This window comes from Cupriavidus sp. 05T313 (assembly GCF_056396665.1).
Genome location: NZ_JBFTLX010000087.1, coordinates 1 through 20,740 on the forward strand (window position 1 = coordinate 1; position 20,740 = coordinate 20,740).

16 protein-coding genes and 3 pseudogenes are annotated in these 20,740 nt (G+C 66.9%); 12 read left to right on the plus strand and 7 right to left on the minus strand.

The window, feature by feature from the left end:
- Positions 1 to 189 precede the first annotated feature (189 nt).
- Positions 190 to 438: a nickel-binding protein gene (locus tag AC1DKD_RS19490; RefSeq protein ID WP_441632356.1), complete on the plus strand. Its 249-nt coding sequence runs from the start codon at positions 190 to 192 to the stop codon at positions 436 to 438.
- A 36-nt stretch (positions 439 to 474) separates the two neighbouring features.
- On the opposite strand, the gene AC1DKD_RS19495 is transcribed toward AC1DKD_RS19490, so the two are convergent.
- Positions 475 to 1,773 (minus strand): aminotransferase-like domain-containing protein, encoded by a 1,299-nt coding sequence (locus tag AC1DKD_RS19495; protein ID WP_441632358.1) that lies wholly within the window; start codon positions 1,771 to 1,773, stop codon positions 475 to 477.
- Positions 1,774 to 1,957: 184 nt separating this feature from the next.
- On the opposite strand from AC1DKD_RS19495, the gene AC1DKD_RS19500 reads away from it, so the two are divergent.
- Both AC1DKD_RS19500 and AC1DKD_RS19505 read left to right on the plus strand, forming a co-directional pair.
- Positions 1,958 to 2,587: a LysE family translocator gene (locus AC1DKD_RS19500; protein ID WP_441632360.1), complete on the plus strand. Its 630-nt coding sequence runs from the start codon at positions 1,958 to 1,960 to the stop codon at positions 2,585 to 2,587.
- Between the two features lie 45 nt (positions 2,588 to 2,632).
- The gene (locus AC1DKD_RS19505; protein ID WP_441632362.1) at positions 2,633 to 3,019 is read left to right on the plus strand and encodes an antibiotic biosynthesis monooxygenase family protein; all 387 of its coding nucleotides are present in this window, start codon (positions 2,633 to 2,635) and stop codon (positions 3,017 to 3,019) included.
- Between the two features lie 74 nt (positions 3,020 to 3,093).
- On the opposite strand, the gene AC1DKD_RS19510 is transcribed toward AC1DKD_RS19505, so the two are convergent.
- The 3 genes from AC1DKD_RS19510 to AC1DKD_RS19520 form a co-directional block, all read right to left on the minus strand.
- On the minus strand, positions 3,094 to 4,173 hold the full coding sequence (locus AC1DKD_RS19510; protein ID WP_441632364.1) for a porin: 1,080 nt from the start codon (positions 4,171 to 4,173) through the stop codon (positions 3,094 to 3,096).
- Positions 4,174 to 4,447: 274 nt separating this feature from the next.
- Positions 4,448 to 5,362 (minus strand): LysR family transcriptional regulator, encoded by a 915-nt coding sequence (locus AC1DKD_RS19515; RefSeq protein ID WP_441632366.1) that lies wholly within the window; start codon positions 5,360 to 5,362, stop codon positions 4,448 to 4,450.
- A gap of 311 nt (positions 5,363 to 5,673) precedes the next feature.
- A complete protein-coding gene (locus tag AC1DKD_RS19520; protein WP_441632368.1) occupies positions 5,674 to 6,381 on the minus strand; it encodes a GntR family transcriptional regulator in 708 nt (235 codons plus the stop codon).
- A 57-nt stretch (positions 6,382 to 6,438) separates the two neighbouring features.
- On the opposite strand from AC1DKD_RS19520, the pseudogene AC1DKD_RS19525 reads away from it, so the two are divergent.
- Positions 6,439 to 7,086: pseudogene (locus AC1DKD_RS19525) on the plus strand (fumarylacetoacetate hydrolase family protein); the annotation flags it as partial.
- A gap of 129 nt (positions 7,087 to 7,215) precedes the next feature.
- On the opposite strand, the gene surE reads toward AC1DKD_RS19525, so the two are convergent.
- Positions 7,216 to 7,986 (minus strand): 5'/3'-nucleotidase SurE, encoded by a 771-nt coding sequence (gene surE, locus AC1DKD_RS19530; RefSeq protein WP_441632372.1) that lies wholly within the window; start codon positions 7,984 to 7,986, stop codon positions 7,216 to 7,218.
- A gap of 259 nt (positions 7,987 to 8,245) precedes the next feature.
- On the opposite strand from surE, the gene AC1DKD_RS19535 reads away from it, so the two are divergent.
- The 5 genes from AC1DKD_RS19535 (at position 8,246) to AC1DKD_RS19555 (ending at position 14,027) form a co-directional block, all read left to right on the plus strand.
- A complete protein-coding gene (locus tag AC1DKD_RS19535) occupies positions 8,246 to 9,190 on the plus strand; it encodes a DMT family transporter (RefSeq protein WP_441632374.1) in 945 nt (314 codons plus the stop codon).
- A complete protein-coding gene (locus AC1DKD_RS19540) occupies positions 9,174 to 10,004 on the plus strand; it encodes a helix-turn-helix transcriptional regulator (protein ID WP_441632376.1) in 831 nt (276 codons plus the stop codon). The genes AC1DKD_RS19535 and AC1DKD_RS19540 overlap by 17 nt, the downstream gene beginning before the upstream one ends.
- 384 nt (positions 10,005 to 10,388) lie before the next feature.
- Positions 10,389 to 11,768, plus strand: coding sequence for an amino acid permease (locus tag AC1DKD_RS19545; protein ID WP_477143593.1), 1,380 nt, complete (start codon positions 10,389 to 10,391; stop codon positions 11,766 to 11,768).
- Between the two features lie 108 nt (positions 11,769 to 11,876).
- The gene (locus AC1DKD_RS19550) at positions 11,877 to 12,845 is read left to right on the plus strand and encodes a ferritin-like domain-containing protein (RefSeq protein ID WP_477143594.1); all 969 of its coding nucleotides are present in this window, start codon (positions 11,877 to 11,879) and stop codon (positions 12,843 to 12,845) included.
- A 42-nt stretch (positions 12,846 to 12,887) separates the two neighbouring features.
- Positions 12,888 to 14,027 (plus strand): glycosyltransferase, encoded by a 1,140-nt coding sequence (locus AC1DKD_RS19555; protein WP_477143595.1) that lies wholly within the window; start codon positions 12,888 to 12,890, stop codon positions 14,025 to 14,027.
- A gap of 47 nt (positions 14,028 to 14,074) precedes the next feature.
- Here the strand turns inward: AC1DKD_RS19555 and hpnA are convergent, their stop codons facing one another.
- Complete coding sequence (hpnA, locus tag AC1DKD_RS19560; RefSeq protein WP_276285979.1) at positions 14,075 to 15,076, minus strand: hopanoid-associated sugar epimerase; 1,002 nt, start codon at positions 15,074 to 15,076, stop codon at positions 14,075 to 14,077.
- Between the two features lie 158 nt (positions 15,077 to 15,234).
- On the opposite strand from hpnA, the pseudogene ispH reads away from it, so the two are divergent.
- Both ispH and hpnH read left to right on the plus strand, forming a co-directional pair.
- A pseudogene (gene ispH, locus AC1DKD_RS19565) lies at positions 15,235 to 15,915 on the plus strand (4-hydroxy-3-methylbut-2-enyl diphosphate reductase); the annotation flags it as partial.
- Positions 15,915 to 17,024: pseudogene (hpnH, locus tag AC1DKD_RS19570) on the plus strand (adenosyl-hopene transferase HpnH); the annotation flags it as partial. The pseudogenes ispH and hpnH, both read left to right, overlap by 1 nt.
- A 99-nt stretch (positions 17,025 to 17,123) precedes the next feature.
- On the opposite strand, the gene AC1DKD_RS19575 reads toward hpnH, so the two are convergent.
- Positions 17,124 to 17,762 (minus strand): MlaC/ttg2D family ABC transporter substrate-binding protein, encoded by a 639-nt coding sequence (locus AC1DKD_RS19575; RefSeq protein WP_441632387.1) that lies wholly within the window; start codon positions 17,760 to 17,762, stop codon positions 17,124 to 17,126.
- A gap of 311 nt (positions 17,763 to 18,073) precedes the next feature.
- On the opposite strand from AC1DKD_RS19575, the gene hpnN reads away from it, so the two are divergent.
- Positions 18,074 to 20,740 (plus strand): hopanoid transporter HpnN, encoded by a 2,667-nt coding sequence (gene hpnN / locus AC1DKD_RS19580; protein ID WP_441632389.1) that lies wholly within the window; start codon positions 18,074 to 18,076, stop codon positions 20,738 to 20,740.

Below are 20,740 nucleotides of genomic sequence, written 5' to 3' on the forward strand. Positions count from 1 at the left end.
CAGCGCGGCCGGGTGGCTCGCGGACCTGCGCTGGCTGGCGGCCGGCCACCAGCCGGGCGCGCGGGCGGCGGCGGCGCTGGATCGCGCGGTGCTGGCATGCCGTGCCATTCCAACGCTTGCGCCAACGCCGGGGCACTAGCCTACCTGCATGCACTTCCGCACTTTCCGCACCCCGACAGGAGGCCCGCCATGTCACGCATCATCGTTGAGCGCAGTTTCACCACCCCGCAATCCGACGAAGATATGAAGATCGTCGCCGACCGCGAGCGCCCTTGCCTCGCCCTCTACAACGTCACCTGGAAACGCAGCCTGATCGCTGCCGACCGCAAGCGCATGGTCTGCGAGTACGAGGCCGCCGATGCCGAGACGGTACGCAAGATCCAGCACGAAGCGGCGGCGAGCTTCGATCGTGTCTGGGTGGGCGATGTCATCGAGTGAGGGCGAACCGCGCCGGGCGGCTAGGCGGCTAAACGGCTAAGCGGCCGCCGCCCGGCGCACCTTCATCAGCGCGTCTTCCAGGGCTTCATGTGAGATGGAGCCAATGGCGAGCCGCAACGCATGCGGCACGTTGGGCGTAACGGCGAAAGGCTCCGCGGTTGTCACCAGGACGCCTTCGCCCTCCAGCGCGGCGGCGACGCGGTCGGCGCGCAGGTCCTCGGGCAAGGTCAGCCAGAGATAGTAGGACGAGCGGTGCGCCACGATATCGCTGCCGCGCAGCACGCGGCGCGCCAGGCTTTGGCGCAGCCGCGCGTCCTTGCGTTTCCGGTCTTCCAGATCGTCGACCTGACCGGTTTCGATCCAATGGCAGCCAAGCGCCACGGTGAGTGACGGGGTGTTCCATGTCGAGACACGGATGGCGCGCTCGATCGCCGGCACCAGCGCGGCGGGGGCTGCGACAAACCCCACGCGCAGGCCGGATGCCACGCTCTTCGACAGGCCCGATACATAGACCGTCCGCATGGGTGCGTAGGTAAAGACCGGCCTTGGCGCCGGCTCGGCAAGGAAGGCATACGCACCGTCCTCGATGATCAGGAAATCGTGACGCGCGGCCAGTTCGGCCAGACCGATGCGTTCCGCCTCCGCCATCACCGTGCCCAGCGGATTGTGCATCGTGGGCATGGCGTAGACCGCGCGTACCGGACGCCGCTTGCAAAGCGCGGCCAGCCTGTCCACGTCCATGCCGCCAACCGTGTGCGGCACCGGCTCCAGATCGAGGCGATGCGCCTGAGCCAGCATCTTCATGCCCGGATAGGTCAASGCATCGACGGCCAGTACATCGCCCGGCTTGAGCAGCGCCATCACCGTCACGGCCAGTCCCTGCTGCGCGCCGTTGACGATCAGCACCTGATCGCCGCCCACCCGGATACCCCGGTTGCGCAGGTGCCGGGCCGCCGTCTGCCGCTCGTGCGGCCGCCCGCCCTGCGGCGCCGAGTGAAGCAGCGCATCGAGATCGCCCGAGGCGGCGATGGTGCGCAGGCCGTCCCGGAGCATATCGGCCTGGCCCGGCAAGGACGGATAGTTGAAGGTGAGATCCACCGCGCCGAAGCGCGCGGGATGCTGCTCCATGCCCAGGCCGCGCGGCAGCGACGTGTCCCGCACGAACGTCCCCCGGCCCGTCTCGCCGACGACGAGTCCGATCGATTCCAGTTCCTTGTAGATGCGCGAAGCCGTGGCCAGGGCGATGCCATGCTGCTTCATCAGGGCACGAACGGTCGGCAGCTGCGTGCCTGGCGGCAACATCCCCTCGCGGATGCGGCCGGCGATCTCGTCCATGATGGTTTTGTACCGGGTCGGTGCGGGGATCATCCTCTGCCTTCTGCGTTCTGCCTTCCGCTTTCTGCCTTGTCTTTGTATCTAGAACAATTTTTTGTTTGTACCAGACACAAAGATTACGCTACCACCCTCATCAACGTAAAGGGCTCCGGCGGGCTTCCACGAGCACCGGGGAGTTGCAGGCATGATCGAACTCGCAACCTTGTCCGTATTCGCCGCGGCAGTGATGGTCCTGCTGCTGTCACCCGGGCCAAACATGGCCTTTGTCATGGCGCACGGCATCACCTACGGAGCAGGCGGCGGCACCGCCGCGGCGCTGGGCATCGCGGCGGCGGACCTTGTGCTGACCGTCCTGACCGCCACCGGCATCACTGCCGTCATCGCCGCGTGGCCGCCCGCCTTCGACCTCATCCGCTACGCCGGCGCCTTATACCTGCTGTGGATGGCCTGCAAGGCGCTGCGCCGCCCCCTTGCGCCGCTGGGCACGGTGGCACAGCAAGCCTCGTTGATATCCGTTTTTTTCCGGTCCACGCTAAACAGCCTGTTGAACCCGAAAGCCCTGCTGTTCTTCATGGTCTTCCTGCCGCAGTTCGTCGACCCGGCCAAGGGGAACGTAGCCAGGCAACTGGTTGTCCTTGGCTGCGTGCTGACGCTGATCAGTACCGTCTTTCACGCGCTGCTGGGCGCGGCCGGCGGCTCGGCGCGCCGTTTCCTGAGCCGCAATCCGCGCGCCGCCATCTTCCAGAAGTACGGGCTGGCGGTGGTGCTGGCGCTGCTGGCGCTAAGGCTGATCGCCATGCCGAGGGCGTCCTAGGCCGACAGCCCCATCCCCAAGCAAACCAGCAACGGAGAGCATGAGATGTACATCGCAGCCTTTATCTACAAGCCAGGCGAGACCGACGAGGAATTCAGGCGATTGAGCGCGGTCATCGACGAAGTGGCGGCCGCCAGCCCCGGGTTTCTGGGCGCCGAGTCATGGCGCTCGCCGGACGGCAAGCTGGTCAACGCCAGCTACTACTGGCGGGACCAGGAAGCCCTGCGTGCCTTCGCCACCGACCCGCGGCACCTGGACGCGAAGCGCCAGTACCGCAAATGGTATGACGGCTATCACGTCGTGGTATCCAGGGTGGAGCGCGTCTACGGCGACGGCAGCCTTCAGCACCTCACCCGCTTCGGCGAAGCAGAGAAAAAAGGCCAGTCGATCAACCGGCCCAACGATCCTCGCGGCAAGGCAAGGTCGATATGATGATTGGCGGCATCCTCCCCAGGAAGGAGCCGCCGGTCAGCGCGGCGCCCCCGGCAACCGCGCATGCGCTCCGCTCAGAAGCGGTGACGCATGCCGACGGTGGCGCCGGTCTGGTTCGCGCCCGGCAATGCCGTGCCGCTGCCGTTCAGGCCCAGCGTGGAGCCGGACTTGTTCTTCACATAACCCACGTTCAGGTAGGCGTCGGTGCGCTTTGACAGCGAGTAGTCGGCCGACAGCACGAACATCCACGGATCCGCGTCGCTGTCCTTCATGTCGGTGTAGTAGGCCGCGCCCGTCAGCTGCAAGGCGGGGGTGAACTTGTACTGCGCGCCGGTCCAGTACACATTGCTGCGGGTGACGGCGGCCGTGGCGCTTGCCGTGCCATCGTCACGCAGCCAGCGATAGCCAGCAAACACCTTGGCATCGCCAAAGGCATAAGCCGCGCCAATGGCGGCGCGCTTGGCGCTGCGATCCTTCAATGCGACGGAAGAACCCTGGAACTGGTCATAGGCGGCGCCGACCGAGAAGCCACCCGCTGCGTAGGCCAGGCCCGCGCCGTAGTTGCGGCCGACCTTGCTTTCGCCCGGCACTTCGCTGCCATTGGCCACGGTGGCATCGCGCCCGGTGCTGTAGAAGCCGGTAGCGGTCAGGCCGCCGAACTTGCCGGTGTACTTGATGGCGTTGTCCGCACGGCCGTTGAACTGCGAATCGACGCTGTTGAGCGAGTAACGCGGGCCGACGGCCATCGGATCATAGGCACCGAACAGGTCATACAGCGAGTTCTGCTGGCGGCCCAGCGTGACGGCGCCGAAATTGCCCTGCAGGCCGACATAAGACTGGCGGCCAAACAGGCGGTTGCCCTGGCCGGACGTGCCGGAGTCGATATCGAAGCCGCTTTCCAGCACGAAGATACCCTTCAGGCCGCCGCCCAGGTCTTCGGTGCCGCGCAGGCCCCAGCGCGAGCCGGACAAGTTGCCGGAGTTCATGCGCGTGACCGTGCCGCCCGCGGAGCCGGCGGCAGGCATGTGGTTGATGACTTCAATGCCGACGTCGGCGATGCCGTACAGCGTGACGCCGGACGCGGTTTGGGCGAACGCTGCGCCGGAAGCTGCAGCTGCTGCTGCGGCAGTCATTGCAAGGAGAGCTTTCTTCACTGGATTTTCTCTGTCTTATGGATGGATGAGGCGGTCTGCCACCGCCCGCGGGCAACCATGCGGGAAACGCCATGAACCGCACCCGTAGCGGTGAGACGCATTGTCCATGTCTTATATGAAAGCCATATGTCTAATGGCTGAATGTCTTGTATTGATGTCATTCAGGTGAGAGCGAGAGCGGGCGCAGACAGGCGCAAGCAGGCACCGGCCGGGTATGGCACGCCATGATGTAAATGGTTGCGCGCCCGTTGCGCGCGAAGCGTGTCGCCGCGGGCTAGGCAGGGAACGGGTAATCGGCGTCGAACGCCGCGAAGCGGGCCTGCAGGAACTCGATCAGGCGGCGCTGCCGGTAAGACGGAAACCGGCTTTGCAGGAACACCAGTTGCAGCGGCACGCTGTCCTGGTACCAGTCGGGAAACAGGAGCACCAGGCGGCCGGCACTGACGTCGGCCGCCACATCGAACCAGCTTTTGAACGCGATGCCGTGGCCCGCCAGGGCCCAGTCGCGCACCACGGCGCCATCATCGCTGGTGCGCCGCCCGTTGGCTTCCACCTCCACCCTCGTCTGGCGCGAACGGAACGGCCAGCGCATGCGCGCCTGGCCACCCGGTGCCAGGCACAGCATCTGGTGCTGCGCCAGCGCGTCGGGCGAAGCCGGTGTACCGCAGCGCTTGAGATACCCCGGCGCGGCCACCGCAACGCGCCGCGTCAAGGCAAGCTGCCGGCGCACCAGCCCCGAATCCTCCAGCCAGCCCACCCGCACGGCCAGGTCGACGTTGCTGCGATAAAGATCGGCGAGCGTATCGCCGATGGACAACTCAAGCGAAAGCTGCGGATGCGCCAGCAGGAAATCGTCCAGCCAGCCTCGCAGCAAGGTGCGCCCGAGGTCCGCCGGCGCCGACAATCGCAGCGGCCCTGCGAGTTCCTCTCGCTGTTCCGCCAGCGCGCCCTCGCCCTCCTCCAACGCCGCCAGTGCCTTGCGTGCGGCCTCCAGGAACACGCGCCCCTCCTCGGTCAGGCGCATGCGGCGGGTGGTGCGGGCGAACAAGCGCGCGCTCAGGCGCTGCTCAAGCCGGATCAACGCCGCACTGGCCGTGGCCGCGGTACGGCCCAGCTCGCGGGCGGCGGCGGAGAGGTTTTCAAGTTCGGCGGTGCGGACAAAAAGTCGCAGGTCGTCTAGGGAGTACATTCAAAACCGGTTTGATGAAATTGCCTGGGCAGGCGAAATTATCAAACGAGCAACGCAGTGCCGCAAGACGGCCGTTTGCCGAAGGACCATTTTCGGGAGCGGCTTGAACTGGCCGCGCAGACGTCAACCCGGCGCTCCGCCGCGCCACGCACACAGCGCCGCGGCGACGGGTTCGCCCGGCAAGAACTCCTGCTCGAGGCGCCCTCGCTCCTGTCTGCGCAAATGCTGGTAGATATCCCCCTCAGCGACCCTCGGTCCCTCGAGGGTCTCGATACTGGCAGGCACAGGCTCCGCCACCGCCAAAGCACCGTCTAGTCATCCCGCCCGACAGCCGCCTGAATAAATTCCGCCGTCTGCCAGTAGTGCCGCGTCAGCAATGACACTGCCCGCTCAACATCCCCGGCCAATACCGCTTCAGCCACAGCCGCATGCTCCGCATGCACATCCCGCACGCCATAGGCATTGCGGATCGAGCATTGCCTGTATCGATAGGCCTGGTCGGCAAGCTCCTCGCTGAATTGCCGGAGCCAGCGGGAGCGGCAATTCGCGATCAGGCTGCGATGGAACTCGCGGTGCAGCCGCTCCCACTCCCGGTTGGGTACGTAGGTATCGTCCTGTGCCGAGCGCGGGGTTCGCGAGAGCCGGTGCAAGGCCAGCACGATCTGCTCTTCCCATTGCGTCGACGGATGCGCCATCGCGTCTTTCAGCGCCATCTGGTCGATGTCGGCGCGGGTGCGCGTGAGCGCTTCGAGCTCGTCGAGGTCCACCGGAGCGGCCGTGAAGCCGCGCTGGTCGTGGCGCACTACCAGCCCTTCCGCGGCCAGCCGGCTCAGCGCTTCGCGCACTGGCGTGTTGCCGGCGGCGTAGCGCTCGCAGATGGTTTCGATACGCAGCTTGACACCCGGCTCGATGCCACCCGTGAGGAGGTCATCCCGCAATCGTTCATAGACGGAGCTGGCAACCGTGACGGCCGGCGTCCTGGCTCCGGTGGCTGCGGTTTCGGGAAGTGACGGTGACATGGTGCGCATCGGGAGATTTTATCGATTTTCGTCACGCGTTGGCGGCTGCTGACCCCGCTGGCAAGGCCGGGCAAGATCATCTGCCTTGGCCTGAATTACTACGATCACGCCGCGGAAGGCGGGAATGCGAAACCGGAATACCCGGCCTTTTTCTTCCGCGGCGCCACGTCCCTGCTGGCGACGGAAGCCCCGATCCAGCGCCCGCGCTGCTCCGACAAACTCGACTATGAAGCGGAACTCGCGGTCGTCATCGGCAAGCGGGTGCGGCATGCCAGCCGCACCGATGCGCTGAACTGCGTGGCCGGATACGCCTGCTTCAACGATGCGTCGCTGCGCGATTACCAGCGCAAGACGGCGCAGTGGACGATCGGCAAGAATTTCGATGCCACCGGGGCGTTCGGGCCGTGGATCGTGACACCGGACGCATTGCCGGCGGGCGCCGCCGGCCTGCGCATTCAGTCCCGCCTGAACGGGCAGGTCATGCAGGATTCCAACACCAGGCACATGATCTGGGACGCGGCGGAAACCATTGCCCTGCTGACGGAATGCCTGACCCTGGAGCCGGGCGACGTGATCGCCATGGGCACGCCCGCCGGCGTGGGCTATCCGCGCACGCCGCCGGTGTTCATGAAGCCCGGCGACAAGATCGAGATTGAGATCGATGGCATCGGCGTGCTTTCCAACCCTGTCGTGGACGAGCCCTGACGCGCGCGCCGGCGACTCGCGTTCGGCGGCGCCTGCAGCGGGCCCCGCGCTGAAGGCCGCCCCCCATCGCCGGGCGCTATCCGAACGTCGCGGCCTGCGCCTGGGTCCAGCGATCAAGGCCCGGCGCCATCACAGGCGCCCCGCCAGTTCCGCCGCCGCCTCCTCGTCGGTGCGCTCGAAGCGCAGCGGCGTGACGGAGATGCCGCCGCGGCCGATCACGACGGCCTCGCTGTCCTCGGCGTCGGGGCGCGGGCCGCGAGAGAACTGCAGCCAGTGATACGGGATCCCGCGCGGGTCGACATGCGCCCTGACGGCGAGATCCTTGACCAGGCCGACGCCCTGGCGCGTCACCGTCAGCGGGCCGGCCGACTCGGGTACCACATCGGGGAAGTTGACGTTCAGGCAGGCCTGCTGGTTCCAGCCTGCCGCAAGCAGGCGGCGGATCACCTCAGGGGCCAGCTCGCCCGCAGTTTCCCAGCGCACCGCATTGCGATCGGTAAAGGCCTGGCTCAGCGCGATCGCCGGGATGCCCAGCAATACGCCGGTCATGGCGGCGCCTACGGTGCCTGAGAACACGGTTTCGAGCCCAAGGTTGGCGCCGCGGTTGATGCCCGACAGGACCAGGCTCGGCGGGGCATCGGCCATCAGGTGCCGCGCGGCCATGACGACACAGTCGCCCGGCGTGCCGGACACGCCAAAGCGGCGTTCGCCCTGCTGGCTGATGCGCAACGGCGAGTGCAGGCTCAGCGAGTGCGAGGTCCCGCTCTGGTCGTGCTCGGGCGCGACCACCCAGACCTCGCGCGCCAGCTTGGCGGCCACGGCCTCGAGCACGGCCAGGCCGGGGGCGTCGATGCCGTCATCGTTCGTAAGGAGTACGCGTTCCAGCAAGAGTTCGGACATGGAGAAAGGGGGCTGTAGATTGACGAATCCTGGGCTGCCTTGCGCGGGAAACAGCGTCAGGCGCAGCGCAAGGCGTTGCAACGGCCATGATGTGGCCGGCCGGGGCGAAGGCCAACTATAAACCGAAGCCGAGGCCGGTCGGCCGCACAGCGGCGCGCGTTGCCGGATTCGCCAAGACAGCACGGTATCCGGCTACTAACCTGCAGCTCATTGTTGTCCGCCCTGCCCGCGCCGCGCGCGCCCAAAACCCCAATACGCCATGCCGTCACCCCGTCACACCGTTCCACCCAGCGCCATCTGGCTGTCCAGCCTCGCCTTCGTGCTGATCTGGTCGACCGGCTTCATCGTGGGCCGTGCGATCGTGCCGGTGGCGCAGCCCAGCCTCTTCCTGCTGGCCCGCTTCTCGCTGGCGGCCCTGCTGTTCACCGGCGTAGCCCTGGCCGGCGGCGCGCGCTGGCCGGCACTGCGCGATGTGCCGAAACACTTGCTGGCCGGCGGCCTGTTGCACGGCAGCTACCTGGGTGGCGGTTACTGGGCCATTGCACATGGCCTGGCGCCATCGGCCATGGCCTTGCTCGGCGCCTTGCAGCCGCTGCTGACGGCGCTGCTGGCGATCCCGCTGCTGGGAGAATTCCCGTCCCGCCGGGGCTGGGGCGGACTTGCGCTGGGCTCGCTGGGCGTAGTATTGGTAGTGGCCCCGGCCACCCTGGCCAGCGCGCCCAGCCCGGTATCGCCGTGGGTGGTGCTGGTGGCGGGGCTTTCCATCCTCTCCATCACCATGGGCACGATCCTGCAAAAAACCTCGATTGCCGCCGCCGACCTGCGTGCCAGCTCGGCGTGGCAGAACGTGGGCGGCGCACTGGTGGCCGGCGCGCTGGCCTGGATGCTGGGCGAGACGCACTGGCAGCCGGGCCTGGCGCTGTGGTCCGCGCTGGCGTGGGCCACCCTGGTGCTGTCGGGCCTGGGCACCTACCTGTTGCTGCGCATCGTCAGGCGCGGCCAGGCCGCCAAGGCGGCCTCGCTGATGTTCCTCGCTCCGCCGCTGGCCGCGTTGCAGGCCTGGGGGCTGTTTGGCGACCGGCTCGGGCCCCTGCAATTGCTCGGCCTGATCGTTGCCGGACTTGGGGTCTGGCTGTGCCAGACCGGCCAGGGCGGCAAGCGCGGCGACGCCATTGGGAAAACCGGCCATGTCGCCGCCCGATAAGCGCGCCTTGCCGGCGATACCGGCGAGCCTGCCGGCTCCGCTGGTGGAGACTCGCGTCTACCAGCCGGAGCCAGAGCGGCATCGCCATGACTATTACCAGGTACTGTTCGGCCTGGACGGTGCCTGCGAGTTGGAAATCGGCGGACACCTGCACCGGCTCGATCCCCGTAGCGGGCTGATCGTACCTGCCGGCGAGTGCCACGATTTCCTCGGGCTGGGGAACAACCGGCAACTGGTGCTGGACGTTCCGCCCGGTTCGCTCGCGTTGCCGGCGGCACTGACGGACCGTGTGAGGGCGTTTGCCGTCACCGACGCCTGGAGCGCCGGCGTGCGGCGCGTGGCCATGCTGCAGCAAGGCACGAGCCAGGCCGGCTCGCGCCAGCATCACTGGCAGTTGGCGGCCACGCTTGCCTCCGACCTCGCGCAAGCGCTCGGCGTGGATGGCCGTGTCCGGCCGGCGCATTTCCCCCTGGCGGAAATCGACGCCTACCTGCGCCAGCATCTGGAGGCACCTGTGCGCGCCAGCCAGCTTGCGGCACATTTCGGCTGGAGCGTAAGGCGTTTCCACACCCTGTTCCGCGACGCCTTTGGCGATACGCCGCATCGTTACCAGACACGCATGCGGCTGGACCAGGCCACGCGCCTGCTGGCCGACCGGAGCCAGGCGCTGGCGGATATTTCGCTGACGCTCGGCTTTCCCGACCAGACCACCTTTACCCGCAGCTTCACCCAGCGCTTTGGCATGCCGCCGGGCGCATGGCGCGCCGGCCTCGGGCCCGAGCGTATCGCCGCCCGCGCATCGCGCCGCCGCTAGCCGCTCCGCCGCCGCGCGACCCCACACGATGTGTCCCGGCCGCGCCGCACTTCCACCCCGCCGGAGCCATTTCAGCATTTTTTCCTGCTATTCATATAAATTTCAAAAACAAATGCTGGTCGATTGTCTTTAATCTGCTCGCCACTTCCGTCCAATAGCACCGCATCGGACTGCTTGCTTTCCAGCCAATGCTTGTCTTAAAAGGCAAACAATTGCGCCGGAAGGCCWGTTTTCAGTAGGACATGCCCACCAGGCATCCCCTATGAAGATGCGGCGCCGGCCTTGTCCGCACCATCTGCGCGACTTGTCCACGGAAGCCAGGAGGCGCAACCGGACCGCTCCCAAAAGGGGCGATTCCGGACAATTACCGATCGGAGACAAGAGATGAGTGAAAACGGAGAAGCGCTGCACCGCGGCCTTGGCGAACGCCAGATCCGGCTGATGGCGCTGGGCTCGGCCATTGGCGTGGGCCTGTTCCTGGGCTCGGCGAGCGCCATCAAGATGGCCGGGCCGGCCATCATGCTGGCCTATATCATCGGCGGCGCCATGATCTTCCTGATCATGCGCGCGCTCGGCGAAATGGCCGTGCACAACCCGGTGGCAGGTTCCTTCTGCCGCTACGCGCAGGACTATATGGGGCCGCTGGCCGGCTACCTGACGGGCTGGAACTACTGGTTCCTGTGGCTGGTGACCTGCATCGCCGAAATCACCGCTGTCGCCATCTACATGGGCATCTGGTTCCCCGACGTGCCCCGCTGGATCTGGGCGCTGGCGGCGCTGGCCGCGATGGGCTCGGTCAACCTGCTGGCGGTCAAGGCCTACGGCGAATTCGAGTTCTGGTTCGCCATGATCAAGATCGTCACCATCGTGCTGATGCTGATCGGCGGCACCGGCATGATCGTGGCTGGCTTTGGCAATGGCGGCGTGGCGATCGGCATTTCCAACCTGTGGACCCATGGCGGCTTCATGCCGAACGGCGCTTCCGGCGTGCTGATGTCGCTGCAGATGGTGATGTTCGCCTACCTCGGCGTGGAGATGATCGGCCTGACCGCCGGTGAGGCGAAAAACCCGCGGAAATCGATCCCAGGCGCCATCAACTCGGTGTTTTGGCGCATCCTGATCTTCTACGTGGGCGCGCTGTTCGTGATCCTCGCCATCTACCCCTGGAACGAAATCGGCACGCAGGGCAGCCCCTTCGTGATGACGTTCGAACGCCTCGGCATCAAGACCGCCGCCGGCATCATCAACTTCGTGGTGCTGACCGCCGCGCTGTCCTCCTGCAACGGCGGCATCTTCAGCACGGGCCGCATGCTCTACAACCTGGCACAGCAAGGCCAGGCGCCGCGCGCCTTTGCCGTGACGGACCGCAACGGCGTGCCGCGCCGCGCCCTGCTCGTTTCGATTGCCGCATTGTTGTGCGGCGTGCTGCTGAACTACCTGGTCCCCGAGAAGGTGTTCGTCTGGGTCACCTCGATCTCCACCTTCGGCGCCATCTGGACCTGGGCCGTGATCCTGGTCACGCAGATGAACTTCCGCCGCGGCCTGTCCTCGGCGGAACGCAGCAAGCTCGCCTTCCGCATGCCGTTCTGGCCCTATGGCTCCTGGGTGGCGCTGGCCTTCCTGGGGCTGGTGGTCGCGCTGATGGCGTACTTCCCGGATACGCGCATCGCGCTGTACGTGGGCCCGGCCTGGCTGATCCTGCTGACCTTGCTGTATTACCGGCTGGGCATGCAGTCCCGTYCGCCGGTGCAGTACCAGGGCTAGGGCCAGCCCTGTCCCCGCCCGCCGCGCCGTGATGCTTGTCCGGCACGCGCGGGCGCGTCGGCCAAGCTAGAATGACCCCCAAACCATCCACAGCCAGGGGGGAGCGGGATGTCAGACGCACTTGCGGCGCCCAGCAGATCCGAAAAGCCGAGCGCCGAAGCGCGCGCAACCGCCGTCGCAGCGACCATCGCGAAGGCCGCGATCGACCAGGCCGACCATGCCATGCGCAACTGGACCGATCCCGAACCCGGGCCGGTCCGCATTGGCTCGCCCCGGCACTTGCGCATGTTCTGCAACATGCTGCTGCAAACCCACAACCCCTATAAACCGGCCGTCATCGACTGGCCGAGCCTCGACCCCGACGCCTTGCACCGGGTGACGTCCCTGCCGATCTGGGATATCGCGGTGCAGACCGAGGGACGCGCGTCCATCCGTGTGCAGTCCTTCGCCAATACCGTGGCCGAGCCGCTGCTGCGCAGCGCGCTTGAGATGGACGGCGCAGAGGAGGCGCGGCACAAGGTGGTGCTATCGAAACTGGTCGAGGCATATGGCATCGCGCTGGCGCCTGAACCCGAGTACCTGCCCCCCGCCGACGCCGAATGGGGCTGGCTGGTGACCGGCTACAGCGAGTGTATCGACAGCTTYGCCGCGTTCGGRCTGTTCGCCGCSGCCARGSRCTCSGGCTTCTTTCCSGCCGARCTGGTCGAAACCTTCGAACCCGTCATCCAGGAGGAAGGCCGGCACATCCTGTTTTTCGTCAACTGGGCCGCCTGGTACCGCCGCAGCCTGCCCTGGTGGCGGCGCCCCCTGTACGCGCTCAAGGTGATGCGGGTGTGGGCTTTCCTGATCTGGGAGCGCGTTGGCATTGCGCGCGGCATCGATGCCGATGGCATGGCCAAGGACGCCAATTTCCCGATGAACAGTACGGCAGCGATCGCCGAGACCTTGTCCGCGCGCGAGATGATCGATCTTTGCCTGGCCGAGAACGAACGCCGCATGGCGGGTTACGATCCGCGCCTGTTGCGGCCGGAGACCGTTCCCAAGCTGGCCCGGCTTGCCCGCCGCTTTCTGCGCTGAGCGCACCTTGACCCACCTGAAGCTGTTCTGGAGCCTTTTGAGATGTTCCTGTTGTCCCTGATCCCCCTCGCCATCTGGTGCGTGCTGCTGGCTGGCCGCGCCGGCTTCTGGCGGGTGCGCAAGCCCGGCCCCGCGCCCGCCCCGGCGCAATGGCCGGAAGTGGTCGCCATCATCCCGGCACGCAACGAGGCGGCCGTCATCGGCGGCGCGGTGACCAGCGTGCTGGGTCAGTCCTATCCCGCGCCCCTGCGGCTGATGGTGGTGGACGACCATAGCACCGACGGTACCGCCGACATTGCACGCAGCGCCGCGGCTGCGCTGGGCAAGGCGGAATCGCTTGCGGTGATCACGGCGCGCGAGCTGCCACCCGGCTGGAGCGGCAAGGTTTGGGCGCAGTCGGAAGGCCTGGAAGCCGCTGACAGGCTGGCTCCCGCGGCCACCTGGGTGTGGCTGACGGATGCCGACATCCATCACGGCCACGGTGTGCTGGCGCAGCAGGTGGCGCGCGCGGAATGCGAGCAGCGGGACCTGGTTTCATTGATGGTGCGGCTGCGCTGCRCATCCTGGTGGGAGCGCATGATCGTCCCGGCCTTTGTGTTCTTTTTTGCCAAGCTCTACCCGTTCGCGCGCGTCAACAACCCGCGCAGCGGCGTGGCCGCGGCCGCCGGCGGCTGCATGCTGGCGCGGCGCWSSGCGCTGGCCCGCATCGGCGGATTTGCCGCGATCCGCGGAGAACTGATCGACGACTGCAGCCTGGCAGCCTGTATCAAGCAAGGCGGCTCGATCCGCCTGGACCTCGCCGACGACAGCATCTCGGCGCGCCCCTACGATGACTGGCGCAGCCTGTGGGATATGATCGCGCGCAGCGCCTACACCCAGCTGCGCTACTCGCCGCTGTTGCTGGCCGGCGCCGTGGCTGGCATGGTGCTGACCTACCTGGCGCCACCCCTGCTGGCGCTTGGCGGCGGCCTGCGGCTATGGCCGGCATGGGCGGCCTGGCTGGCCATGACGCTGGCCTACATGCCCATGCTGCGCGAATACCGCCAGCCCCTGTGGCTGGCGCCGCTGCTGCCGCTGACGGCCTTGTTCTACCTTGGCGCCACCATCGATTCCGCGCGCCGCTACTGGCTGCGCAAGGGCGGGCAGTGGAAAGGCCGTGCGCAAGCGCCGCAGCGCGGCTGACGGCAGCGGGCCGGAGGCTGGCAGCGCGCCTGCGCCGCCAGCCAGTTTCAGCGCAGGTAGCCGGCGGTACGGAACCAGTCGAGCGCCTCGCCCAGGCCTTGCTGGTAGGGCCGTGCCTGGTAGCCAAGCACCTGGCGGGCTTTTTCCGAACTGAAGAACATCCGGTATTTCGACATCGACAGGCCATCGGCCGTCAGGAAGGGCTCTTTGCCCGTCATGCGCGCCACCGCCTCCGCCGCGAAAGCGAGCGGGTAAAGCGGCCAGCGCGGCAGGCTGATGGTGGGCGGGCGCCGCCCGGTCATGGCGGCAATGTCGGCCAGCATCTGCTGCAGGGAGACGTCCTGCCCGCCAAGAATATACCGCTCGCCGGTCACGCCGCGCTCCAGCGCCAGCATATGCCCGGCCGCCACGTCGTCCACATGCACCAGATTGAGGCCAGTATCGACAAAGGCGGGGATCTTGCCGCTGGCGGCTTCGACAATGATGCGGCCGGTAGGCGTCGGCCGCACGTCGCGCGGGCCGATCGGCGTGGAGGGATTGACGATCACCGCCTCGAGGCCGTCGCGGGCCACCATGCGCTCCACCACGCGCTCGGCCAGCACCTTGCTGCGCTTGTAGGCACCGATCGCCTCATGGTCGCCCATGGCGGCGTCTTCTGCCACCGGCGCCGTGGCGCCCGCTACCCGCAACGTCGCCACGCTGCTTGTGTACACCACGCGTTCCACGCCGCAGGCGAGTGCCGCGCCCATCACGGTTTCGGTCCCGGCCACATTGGTGCGTACGATTTCCTCGGGATCCGGAGCCCACAGGCGGTAATCCGCCGCCACATGAAACAGATAGCGCACGCCTTTCAACGCACTTTCCATGGCGCGTGCATCGCGCATATCGCCCTCGGCGATCTCAACCGGCAGGTCCTCCAGGTTGCGGCGCGGGCTGCCCGCGCGTACCATCGCGCGCACCCGGAACCCGCGCTCCAGCGCCTGCCGCGCTACCGCCGAACCGAGAAAACCCGATGCGCCCGTTACCAGGACATAGTCTCCTGACGTCATGTTCCCCACAGGAATAACCCTCAAAGTGTTGCAGGCGTTTGCCAGGTGCCAGACAAAGGTTGCGGCACGGGTATATAGTAACCACCGTATGACGGGAAAGTGATTCCGGAATATCAACTAATGCTGAACCCGTTGACTGGGTCGGGGGGCCTATTTTTATGCAGGTGATTCTTGCTCAACCCCGCGGTTTTTGTGCCGGCGTGGTGCGCGCGATCGAGATTGTAGATCGTGCCCTACTCAAGCATGGAGCCCCGGTGTTCGTGCGACACGAAATCGTGCACAACAAGCACGTGGTGGAAGGGCTAAGGCAAAAGGGTGCGCGCTTCGTGGAAGAACTGCATGAAGTGCCGACCGGCGCCGTCACGATTTTCAGCGCGCATGGCGTCTCCAAGGACGTCGAGAGCGATGCGCGGACCCGCCAGTTGCACTCGATCGACGCGACCTGCCCGCTCGTGATCAAGGTACATACGCAGGGCCGGCAATATGCCGCCAGCGGCCGCACGGTGATCCTGATCGGCCATGCCGGCCATCCGGAGGTCGAAGGCACCATGGGACAGATCCCGGGCAAGGTCATCCTGGTGCAAAGCGAGGCGGAGGTCGCGCAACTCGACCTGCCCGCGGATACCCCCGTGGCCTACGTCACGCAGACCACGCTGAGCGTGGACGATACACGTAATATAATTGCCGCCCTGAGCCGGCGCTTTGCCAACCTGGTGGGGCCGGATACGCGCGATATCTGCTACGCCACGCAAAACCGGCAAAGCGCAGTCCGCGAGCTGTCCAAGCAGGTGGAGGTGATCCTTGTGATCGGCGCCACCAATAGCTCCAACTCCAACCGTCCGGCAACAAGCGCTATCCGCTGGCACTGATGCTGGAACCGCTGTTCCGCTGCAACCTGGCCTGTAACGGCTGCGGCAAGATCGACTATCCGGACCCCATCCTGAACCAGCGCCTGTCCATCGAGCAGTGCCTGGGCGCGGTCGACGAATGCGGCGCCCCGGTGGTCTCCATCGCCGGCGGCGAACCGCTGCTGCACAAGGACATGCCCACCATCGTCAAGGGCATCATTGCGCGCCGCAAGTTCGTCTACCTGTGCACCAATGCACTGCTGATGGAAAAGAAGCTGGACCAGTACGAGCCCAGCCCTTACTTCGTCTGGTCGGTGCACCTGGATGGCGACCGCGAGATGCATGACCGTTCGGTGAGCCAGGAAGGCGTGTACGACCGTTGCGTCGAGGCGATCGCCGCGGCCAAGAAGCGCGGCTTCCGCGTCAACATCAACTGCACGCTGTTCAACGATGCCGAGCCGGAAAAAGTGRCCCGCTTCTTCGACTCCGTGAAGGCCATGGGCGTGGACGGCATCACCGTATCGCCGGGCTATGCCTACGAGCGCGCGCCGGACCAGCAGCACTTCCTGAACCGCGGCAAGACCCGCCAGTTGTTCCGCGACATCCTGTCGCGCGGCCGTGCCGGCAAGAACTGGGCCTTCAGCCAGTCCACGCTGTTCCTGGACTTCCTGGCCGGCAACCAGACCTACAAGTGCACGCCCTGGGGCAATCCGGCGCGCACCGTGTTCGGCTGGCAGCGTCCGTGTTACCTGGTCGGCGAAGGCTATGTCGGCACCTTCAAGGAACTGATGGAAGGCACCGACTGGGACGCCTACGGCGTCGGCAACTACGAGAAGTGCGCCGACTGCATGGTCCACAGCGGCTTTGAAGCCACCGCGGTGGCCGACACCATCGCCCATCCGCTCAAGGCGCTGGGCGTTAGCCTGCGCGGCGTGCGCACCTCGGGCCCGATGGCGCCGGATATCGACCTGACCAAGCAACGCCCTGCCGACTACGTGTTCTCGAAGCACGTCGAGATCAAGCTTGAAGAGATCGGCCGCGCCAAGTCATCCAAGGCAGCCAACGACACCGCCGCCACACGGAAAGCCGCCACGCGCTGAAGCGCAGGCAATCCGGAATGCATAAAGGCTCGCACCCTGGGTACCGCGTGTACCGGGGGCGAGCCTTTTATCGTCCATGCCGGCGGTAACGCCGGGGGCTCAAGCGTCGGCGTTCTGGCGCGCGTTGTGGTTGGCCAGGTACTTGAGCAAGCCGTCGATGCCGTTACGCGCGACGATATCGGCGAACTGCCGGCGGTAGACCTCGATCAGCCAGGCGCCCATCATATTGATGTCGTAGATCTTCCAGCCGTTGCCGACGCGCTGCAGGCGGTAGTCGATCTGCATCTCGTCGCCGTTGTTGAGCACGCGCGTCTCGACCACCACATCGGTGGCGCCGCTGGCGGCCAGCGCGGGCTTGTAGCGGAACTTGACGTTCTGCTCGCGCAGTTGCGACAGCGAAACCGCGTAGCTGCGCACCAGCAGGGTCTGGAATTGCTCGTACAGTTGCTTTTGCTGCTCGGGCGTAGCATTGCGCCACGCGCTGCCGACCGCCAGCCGGGTGGTACGCTCGAAATCGGTGTAGGGCAGGAACTGGCGCTGCACTACTGCGGTAATCTTGCCCAGATCGCCGCCGCGGGTGTCGGGGCTGGACTGGATGGTGCCGATCACGCCTTCGACGGCGGCCCGCACCATGCGGTCCGGCGAAGACCTGTCGACCGTTTGYGCCTGTGCGGCGGAAACCATCGCCACCACGGCGAGCGGGGCCAGAGCCTGGAAAGCAATACCGTATTTCTTCATGCGAATTTGGACCTGAATATGCCAGTCGGTTCGCCGCCGGAAATGCCCGGCAGACTTGCCAAGGGAAACATGCCGCGCCGCGGGCTGCGAGACCGCAGCCCGGCTCGCGCGCGTGTGCCGGGGCAGTATAGCGTACCGAAGCCGGCGCTCGCCGCGCCGGCGGCAACCGCGCATTGCATGACGGCGCGGCCAAAGCGGCAGCGCTATGCCGCGTCCTGCCGTTATACTCGCGGCTGCCGCTTTGCGCGCTGCGCTGCGCTTTTTTTCGCGCCTCGTTGCGCGCCACACAGTTACTGTCCCCCTTATCGCCCATGTTGACGTCGTTGGTCATCCGCATCGTCCAGTTTTCTACCCGCCGCGCGTGGCCCGTGATCGCGCTGACGCTGCTGCTGACTGCCGCCAGCGGCGTCTATGTGGCAGGCCATTTCGCCATCAACACCGATATCAGCCGCCTGCTCCAGTCGGACCAGCCCTGGGCGCGCCGCGATGCCGCCGTGAGCGCCGCCTTTCCCCAGCGCGACCAGATGATCCTGGCCGTGGTGCAGGCGCCGGCCGCGGAACTGGCGGACGCCGCCGCCGACGAGCTGGCCAAGGCGCTGCGCCAGCAGGGCGAGCGCTTTCGCGCCGTCAGCCAGCCGGGCGGCGGGGAATTCTTCGAGCGTAACGGACTGCTCTTCGTCGAAACGGAAAAGCTGCGCGATACCACCACGCAACTGACCCAGGCACGTCCCCTGCTCAACGCCCTTGCGCATGACCCGACCCTGCGCGGCCTGTCCGATACGCTATCGACTACGCTGTCGTTGCCGCTGCAACTCGGGCAGGTCAAGCTGGGCGACATGGCCAAGCTGCTCGGCAGCAGCGCGCGCACGGTGGACCAGGTACTGGCAGGCAAGCCCGGAGCGCTGTCCTGGACCGGATTGGTCGACAGCAGCCTGCAACCTGCGCCCGGCGGCGTCGCCACGGCGTTCGTCGCGCTCAGCCCCGTGCTCGACTACGCCGGCCTGCAAGCCGGCGCGGATGCCGCCGGCGCTATTCGCGCCACGGCGGCCAAGCTCGGGCTGGCCCAGCGGTACGGCGCCACGGTGCGCCTGACCGGCTCGCAAGCGCTGGCGGATGACGAATTTGCCTCGGTCAAGGAAGGGGCCGCCTTCAATGGCGTGCTGACGTTGCTGGTGGTGATCCTGATCCTGTGGCTGGCATTGCGCTCCAAGCGGCTGATCCTGGCGGTACTGGCCAGCATGCTGGTGGGCCTGGTCATCACCGCCGCGCTCGGGCTGGCCATGGTCGGCGCGCTCAATATGATCTCCGTGGCCTTCGCCGTGCTGTTTGTCGGGCTKGGCGTGGAYTTCGGCATTCAGTTCGGCGTGCGCTACCGCGCCGAGCGCCATGTGCATCCCGAAATCCCGGTAGCCCTGGCGAGTGCCGCCAAGGCGGTCGGCGTGCCACTGGCGCTTGCCGCCGCCGCTACCGCGGCTGCCTTCTTCTGCTTCCTGCCCACCGACTACCGCGGCGTGGCCGAGCTGGGCCAGATCGCAGGGGTGGGCATGCTGATCGCGTTCACCACCACCATCACGCTGCTGCCCGCGCTGATCACGGTATTCCGCCCGAAGGACGAAGCGGGACGGACCGAAGTGCCTGGCTTCAAGTGGCTGGCACCGGCCGATGTGTTCTTCGAGCGCTATCGCAAGCAAGTGCTGCTGGTCACCTGCGGCCTGATCCTGGCCGGCTCGCCCCTGCTGTTGCACCTGCGGTTCGACTTCGATCCGCTGCACCTCAAGGATCCGCACTCGGAATCGATGGCAACCCTGCTCTCGCTCAAGGATGCGCCCCAGGCCGGCACCGACAACGTCAACGTGCTGGCGCCCTCTCTTGCCGTGGCCGTCGCCGCCGCCAACCGCCTGGCAGCGTTGCCGGAGGTGTCGCGCGTCGTCACGCTGCAGACTTTCATACCCGACGACCAGCCAGCGCGGCTGGCCTTGATCGCCAAAGCATCGGCGAGCCTGATGCCGGTGCTGACGCAGACCGTGGCCACGCCTGCGGACGATGCGCGGCTCGTCAATTCGCTCAAGAACGCGGCGCGCCAGCTCACCCTCGCGGCGGAGGATCATCCCGGCCCGGGCGCCACCGAAGCCGCCCACCTGGCTACGGGGCTGCGCAAGCTTGCCGGCGCGGACGCCGCCACCCGCGCGCGCGCCGAACAGGCCATCGCCCTGCCGCTGCGCCTCGCGCTGGCCCGCCTGCAGCGGATGCTGTCGCCGCAGCCGATCAGCCGGGAGACCTTGCCGCCCGCCCTGGTACGCGACTGGGTCGCCCCCGACGGACAGGCCCTGGTCAGCGTGAGCCCGAAGCTCCCCCCGGCGGCCAAGCCGGGAGATGCGTCGAGCAGCAACAGCGATGCGCGCGACGCCGCGCTGACGCGCTTTATCGATGCCGTGCAGCGCGTCGAGCCCGCCGCGGTAGGTGGCCCGATCTCGATCCGGGGCTCCGCCGACACCATCATGACCGCCTTTGCCCAAGCCGGCATCTGGGCCGTGCTGTCGATCACGCTGCTGCTTTGGATCACGCTGCGCCGCGTGGGCGATGTGCTGCGCACGCTGGTGCCGCTGCTGGTGTCCGCGCTGGTCACGCTGGAACTTTGCGTGGTGTTCGGCATCCCGCTCAATTTCGCCAACGTGATTGCCCTGCCCCTGCTGTTTGGCATCGGCGTGGCCTTCAAGATCTACTACGTGCTCGCCTGGCGCGAGGGCAAGACACACTTGCTGCAGTCCCCGCTCACCCACGCCGTGCTCTTCAGCGCCGCCACCACGGCCGCCGCCTTCGGCAGCCTGTGGTTGTCCCAGCATCCAGGCACGGCCAGCATGGGCAAGCTGCTGGCGCTGGCGCTGGCATGCACGCTGGTCGGCGCCGTATTTTTCCAGCCGATCCTGATGGGACGTCCGCGCGAGCGGTCCGCGCCCGCTACCGGACCGGCCCATTGA